Origin of the sequence: Ideonella sp., from assembly GCF_036277275.1 — a bacterium.
In the GTDB taxonomy this organism is placed as follows: Bacteria; Pseudomonadota; Gammaproteobacteria; order Burkholderiales; family Burkholderiaceae_C; genus Ideonella.
This window is the reverse complement of the sequence record NZ_DASUNH010000140.1, coordinates 1-5,420: the sequence shown is the minus strand read 5'-3', so window position 1 is coordinate 5,420 and position 5,420 is coordinate 1. Positions and strand designations below refer to the sequence as shown.

Genomic DNA, 5,420 nt, shown 5'->3' with positions numbered 1-5,420 from the left:
TGATCGAGATGACCCAGCTGGTGGGTCTGTACACCGGCGTCGCGATGCAGGTCGCGCTGGCGCGGCCCGAGCGCGACACCTACCGTGTGCCGCGCGTCGAATCGAATAATGTGTGAAGCAAGCCGATAGGCCGGATTCTGTGCAGCCGAAGTCTCTTGCGAGACCGCAGCCGTGACCGCCATTCCTCTGGGCCTGACGGTTGCCCGCCTGGCTCGATGCCACCTACCCGCCGGCTCAGCGAGCCGCTTCAATGCCGGCCTATTTGGTGTTGCTGCGCGTAGAGATTGCCGCGTTTCACCCTTGTCGGGGCGTTGCCCCTTCAAGGGTGGCTGCTCAGTTCGGGCTTGCGCCCGAGCCCCCGAGCTTGCGCTCGTGGGCGACCGGCATGAATGCCGGCCCTTCGCAGAACACCCCATCTGGGAACCCCGGCAAGACTCGTCTCTGTGGCTCTGATCCGCACCTCGCGGTGGACGGGCGTTACCCGCTACGCTGCCCTGTGCAGTCCGGACCTTCCTCCAGTGCGGCCTTTCGGCGATTGCACCAGCGGCGGTCTGGCTTGCTTCACGAGGTGGATTGTCCCACGGGCACCGCAATACGACCGCGTGACCGAGCGATTCTTGAACGGCGGCCCGCTGCTGACGAGGCGGCGGCCTTCGCAGCCGGACCAGTGTCTGTTCCGCCGCCTCTTGAGCGCCGGCTCACTGTCAACCCTGGCTCGTCGGGGCCGGCGCCGGGGCTTGCGGAGCCGTCTCGGCGGGGGTGACCTGGCCGTAGTGGCGGTGGCGGTAGTAGCCCCGGGCCGGCACGACGATGCAGGCGGACATCAGGGTGCTGATGGCCACGGCAGAGGCGATGACCAGCAGGGGGCGGCGGTACTTGCTCATGGGATCTTTCGATGTGCGAAGGGATGCCCGAACAACGCCCGCCGCCGTGCACACGCCGACCGGCGACACCTTGCTTTACACAGCTTCGCAACCGGCAACGCGTGGTTGCCGGGGGCGTTCAGTCCCCACGTGTGGCCTTGGCCTGGCGCTTGTCGCGCACAAAAATGCTCTGGCCCCGCCGCTCGCTGTCGAACAGCCCGATCGCCTCGACCAGGTCGCTGAACTTCTTGAAGCCGTGGTTGCGCGGGTCGAACGAGGCCTGGTTGGCGATCTGCGCGCGCACCGCGCTCAGGTTGGACCAACCATCGTCGCCGGCCGCCCCGTCGACCGCACGGCGCAGCAGGCTGACCAGGCGCGCATCGCGCCGCAGCTCGGCGCCGACAGGCTTCTTGGGCGCGGCCCGTGTCTTGCGCGGCGGGGCGCCAGGGGCCGGCGCGGGCTCATCGGCCTCCGGCTCGTCATCAGGCTCGCCCAATGACTCGAGGTAGAGAAAGCGCGAGCAGGCAGCGACGAAGGGCTCAGGCGTCTTCTTCGCGCCGAAGCCATAGACGGTTGCGCCCTTGGCGCGCAGGTGCATCACCAACGGCGTGAAGTCGGCGTCCGACGAGACGATGCCGAACGCATCGGGCCGGTCGGTGTAGAGCAGGTCCATCGCGTCGATCGCGATCAGCATGTCGGTCGCGTTCTTGCCCTTGCTGACGTCGAACTGCTGGATCGGGCGGATGGCGCACTCGTGCAATACCTTCTCCCAACCCTTCAGCTCGTTCTTCTTCCAGTTGCCATAGGCACGACGGATGTTCGCCACGCCCAGCTTGGCCAGCTCGGCCAGGATCAGGTCGATCTTGGCGGCCGGCGAGTTGTCGGCGTCGATCAGCAGCGCGATGCGCACGTTCTGGGTCATCGGGGTTCCCGGAGTGTCGATGGTCAGCGGCGGCCTCAGCCCACTTGCCGCCACGACAGCGTTTCGCCAGCGCGCAGCGGTTTGATCAGCGCATCGCCGAACGGCAGCGTCTCGGGCAAGGCCCACGGTTCGCGTTTGAGCGTGACCGTGCCGGCATTGCGTGGCAGCCCGTAGAACGCGGGGCCGTGGTGGCCGGCGAAAGCGTCGAGCTTGTCGAGCGCGCCGATCGCCTCGAAGGCCTCGGCGTACAGCTCCAGTGCGCTCGGCGCGGTGAAGCAGCCGGCGCCGCAGACCGAAGCCTCCTTCATCACCGAGGCGTGCGGCGCCGAATCGGTGCCAAGGAAGAAACGATCAGAGCCTGAGGCCACCGCCGCGAGCAGCGCCTGGCGATGCACCTCGCGCTTCAAGACCGGCAGGCAGTAGTAGTGCGGGCGCAATCCCCCCTGGAAGATCGCGTTGCGGTTGTACAGCAGGTGGTGGGCGGTGACGGTGGCCGCCGTTTGCGCCCCAGCCTCGGCCACGTACTGCGCGGCGTCTTTGGTCGTGATGTGCTCGAACACGACCTTCAGCTCGGGGAAGTCCTTGCGCAGCGGGCGCATCACCTGGTCGATGAAGACGGCCTCGCGGTCGAACACGTCGACCGCCGGGTCGGTGACCTCGCCGTGCACCAGCAGCAGCACGCCTTCGCGCTGCATTGCCTCGAGCGTGGCGTAGGTCTTGCGGATGTCGGTCACACCGGCGTCGCTGTTGGTCGTCGCACCGGCAGGGTACAGCTTCAGCGCGACGACACCGGCCGACTTGGCGCGGCGGATCTCGTCCGGCGGCGTCAAGTCGGTCAGGTAAAGCGTCATCAGCGGCTCGAAATCGCCGCCGGGCGCGCCTGCTTCCGGCCGGGCCGCCAGGATGCGCTCACGATACGCCTGCGCCTGCGCGGTGCTGGTGATCGGCGGGCGCAGGTTGGGCATGATGATCGCGCGGCCGAACTGGCGTGCGGTGTGCGGCAGCACGGCCGCCAGGGCAGCGCCGTCGCGCACGTGCAGGTGCCAGTCGTCGGGACGGGTCAGGGTCAGGGTGTCGAGCTGGGAAGGCATGGGGCGAATTGTCGCCGGACAGGGCCTCTCCGAGGGGGATCAAGGAGCACACGGGAGCGGCCCTTCGTTTCTTGGGGCGCACCGGTGCATCCATGAAGGCCTGGCCGGCGTATCCCAAACGGGGGCCACTGCCGTGGCCCCCCGGCCGAACTTGCAGGAGACACCGCCATGACCACGCCGCTCACCCTCGTCCAGTCCGCCTACGCCGCTTTCGGCAGCGGTGACATCCCCGCGCTGCTGAACCTGCTGAAGCCCGATGTGCGCTGGGAGTTCGCCGGCGATTCGAAGGCCCCGTATACCGGCCTCGTGCAAGGCCGCTCCCAGGTGAGTGAGTGGTTCCTCGCTGTCGCGCAGGCCGACGGCATCCAGGCCTTCGAACCGCGCGAGTTCCTGGTCGGGGCCGAGCATGTCACCGTGCTGGGTTGGGAGCGCACCCAGGCCCTGCCCAACGGCGGCGTGTTCGAAACGCCCTGGGTCCATGTGTGGCAGGTGAAAGACGGCCTGTTGTCGCGCTTTTTCGGCATCCTCGACACCGAAGCCGCGGCCAAGGTGCGGCCGTGACGGCGCAAGCCACCCAGAGGCGCCCAGCCCGGCTCGCCTGAGCGGACGACGTAACGCGCCGTCGAGCCTCCCCGACGGCGCGCGCGGGGGCTATGATCGCCCGTCTCGGACGAGAAGAAGGCCCCGCGGATGTCCGACCCTCCCTTGCCCGCCGACGATTTCAGCGCCGACCAGTTTCGGCTGCTGGCCGACAACGTGCCGGCGCTGATCGCGTGCTATGACGCCGTGACGCAGCGCTGCCTGTTCGCCAACAAGCAGTACGCTCGCACCTTCGGGCTCAACGAGCGCTCGATCGTGGGCCGCACCTTTGCCGAGGTGATCGGCGAGGTGGCGGCGGGCGAGATCGCGCCGTACGTCGACCATGTGCTGGAGAAACTCGAGGCGGTAACGTACGAGCGGCAACTCAACGGGCCGGACGGCCAGCCGCGCTGGCTCGAAGTGAACCTGCTGCCGCACGTGGGGCCGGACGGAAAGCCCCAGTCCTCTTTCGTGCTCATCTCCGACATCACCAAGCATCGGCTGGCCGAGCGCGCGGTGCGCGAGTCGGAAGAGCGGCTGGCCAAGTTCATGCACGCCAGCGCCGAAGGCATCGTCTTCCACAAGGACGGGCTGGTCACCGACGCCAACCCGCCGCTGCTCGAGCTGATCGGCTACACATTGCCCGAGATCCTCGGCCGCCACGTGCTGAGCTTCATCGCGCCGGAGCATGTGGCGCGCGTGCTGGCGGTGATGAGCGCCGGCCAGGAGACCACCTATGAGCTGGCGATCCTGCACAAGGACGGCAGCGAGGTGCCGGTCGAATTCATCGTGCGCACGATGCTGCACAACGGCGAGCGCATCCGCATGACGATCGTGCGCGACATGCGCGACCGCCACGCCGCCCAGGCGCGCATCCATCACCTGGCCCACCACGACCTGCTGACCGGCCTGCCCAACCGCGGCGCCTTCATGGAGCGTCTGGACCAGCTGATGGCCACTGCGCGCGACAACGAGGGCCGCCTCGCACTGCTGTTCGTCGACCTGGACCACTTCAAGCGCGTCAACGATTCGCTCGGCCACCTGGTCGGCGACACGTTGCTGAAGACGGTCGCCGCACGCATCACCGAGTGCCTGCGCGCCAGCGACCTGGTGGCCCGTTTCGGCGGCGACGAGTTCATGGTGCTGCTGCCGATCGCCCAGCAGCGCGAAGACGCCGAAGAGGTGGCGCACAAGCTGCTGCGCGCGATCGCGGCGCCGCTGGAAGTCGAAGGCCAGTCGATCTCGGTGTCGCCATCGATCGGCATCGCCTTCTTCCCCGACGACGGCGACGACCCGGCCACGTTGATCAAGCACGCCGACACGGCGATGTACGTTGCCAAGTCGCGCGGCCGAGCCAACTGCCAGTTCTTCGAAAGCTCGATGGCCAGCGTGGCCTACGAGGCGCTGCTGCTCGAGATCCAGCTCGGCCAGGCGCTGGAGCGCGGCGAGTTCGAGCTGCTGTACCAGCCGGTCGTGCGGGCCGCGGATGGCGTGTGCGTCGGCCTCGAAGCGCTGATCCGGTGGCACCATCCCGAGCGGGGCCTGCTCGGCCCGGACGACTTCGTGCCGGTGGCCGAACAACGCCGGCTGATGCAGCGCATCGGCCGCTGGACGATGCGCCAGGCCTTGCGCTCGGCCCGCACCTGGCAGTCACTGCGGCCGGACGGCGCGCCGATGCCGGTGTCGGTGAACCTGTCCAGCCTCGAGTTCCACGCTGCCGACTTCGCCGACAGCATCAGCGACCTGCTGCTCAGCGAAGGCGTGCCCGGGCATTGGCTGGAACTGGAACTGACCGAGCGCGTGCTGACGGACGACATCCAGGCGGTCAAGGGCACGTTGAAGCAGCTCAAGCGAATCGGGGTGCGGGTCGCGATCGATGATTTCGGCACCGGCCAGTCGTCGCTCGCGCACCTGCGCGAACTCGCCGTCGACAAGATCAAGATCGATCGCAGCTTCGTCACCAGC

At 68.1% G+C, this 5,420-nt stretch carries 5 protein-coding genes and 1 other RNA gene; 2 read left to right on the top strand and 4 right to left on the bottom strand.

Translation table 11 applies throughout. The features are described 5' to 3' along the window. Positions 1-110: 110 nt before the first annotated feature. The 4 genes from rnpB to pyrC all read right to left on the bottom strand — a co-directional run bounded on the left by rnpB (position 111) and on the right by pyrC (position 2,876). An RNA gene (gene rnpB, locus VFY73_RS24470) (RNase P RNA component class A) lies at positions 111-563 on the bottom strand. A 141-nt stretch (positions 564-704) separates the two neighbouring features. Next, complete coding sequence (locus tag VFY73_RS24465) at positions 705-884, bottom strand: hypothetical protein (RefSeq protein WP_329723766.1); 180 nt, start codon at positions 882-884, stop codon at positions 705-707. A gap of 118 nt (positions 885-1,002) precedes the next feature. Then, the gene (locus tag VFY73_RS24460) at positions 1,003-1,785 is read right to left on the bottom strand and encodes an NYN domain-containing protein (protein WP_329723764.1); all 783 of its coding nucleotides are present in this window, start codon (positions 1,783-1,785) and stop codon (positions 1,003-1,005) included. A gap of 35 nt (positions 1,786-1,820) precedes the next feature. Continuing rightward, on the bottom strand, positions 1,821-2,876 hold the full coding sequence (pyrC, locus tag VFY73_RS24455; RefSeq protein WP_329723762.1) for a dihydroorotase: 1,056 nt from the start codon (positions 2,874-2,876) through the stop codon (positions 1,821-1,823). A 168-nt stretch (positions 2,877-3,044) separates the two neighbouring features. Between pyrC and VFY73_RS24450 the strand changes: the two genes are divergently transcribed. Together VFY73_RS24450 and VFY73_RS24445 are read left to right on the top strand one after the other, a co-directional pair. Further along, positions 3,045-3,437, top strand: a complete 393-nt coding sequence (locus VFY73_RS24450) for a nuclear transport factor 2 family protein (protein ID WP_329723760.1) — start codon at positions 3,045-3,047, stop codon at positions 3,435-3,437. 129 nt (positions 3,438-3,566) lie between these two features. Continuing rightward, on the top strand, positions 3,567-5,420 hold a 1,854-nt coding region (locus VFY73_RS24445; protein WP_329723758.1), incomplete at its 3' end, for a putative bifunctional diguanylate cyclase/phosphodiesterase.

Bases quoted from the DNA above. Each gene is read 5' to 3' on its own strand.
- VFY73_RS24465 (WP_329723766.1), bottom strand. From the start codon at position 884: ATGAGCAAGTACCGCCGCCCCCTGCTGGTCATCGCCTCTGCCGTGGCC.
- VFY73_RS24460 (WP_329723764.1), bottom strand. From the start codon at position 1,785: ATGACCCAGAACGTGCGCATCGCGCTGCTGATCGACGCCGACAACTCG.
- pyrC (WP_329723762.1), bottom strand. From the start codon at position 2,876: ATGCCTTCCCAGCTCGACACCCTGACCCTGACCCGTCCCGACGACTGG.
- VFY73_RS24450 (WP_329723760.1), top strand. From the start codon at position 3,045: ATGACCACGCCGCTCACCCTCGTCCAGTCCGCCTACGCCGCTTTCGGC.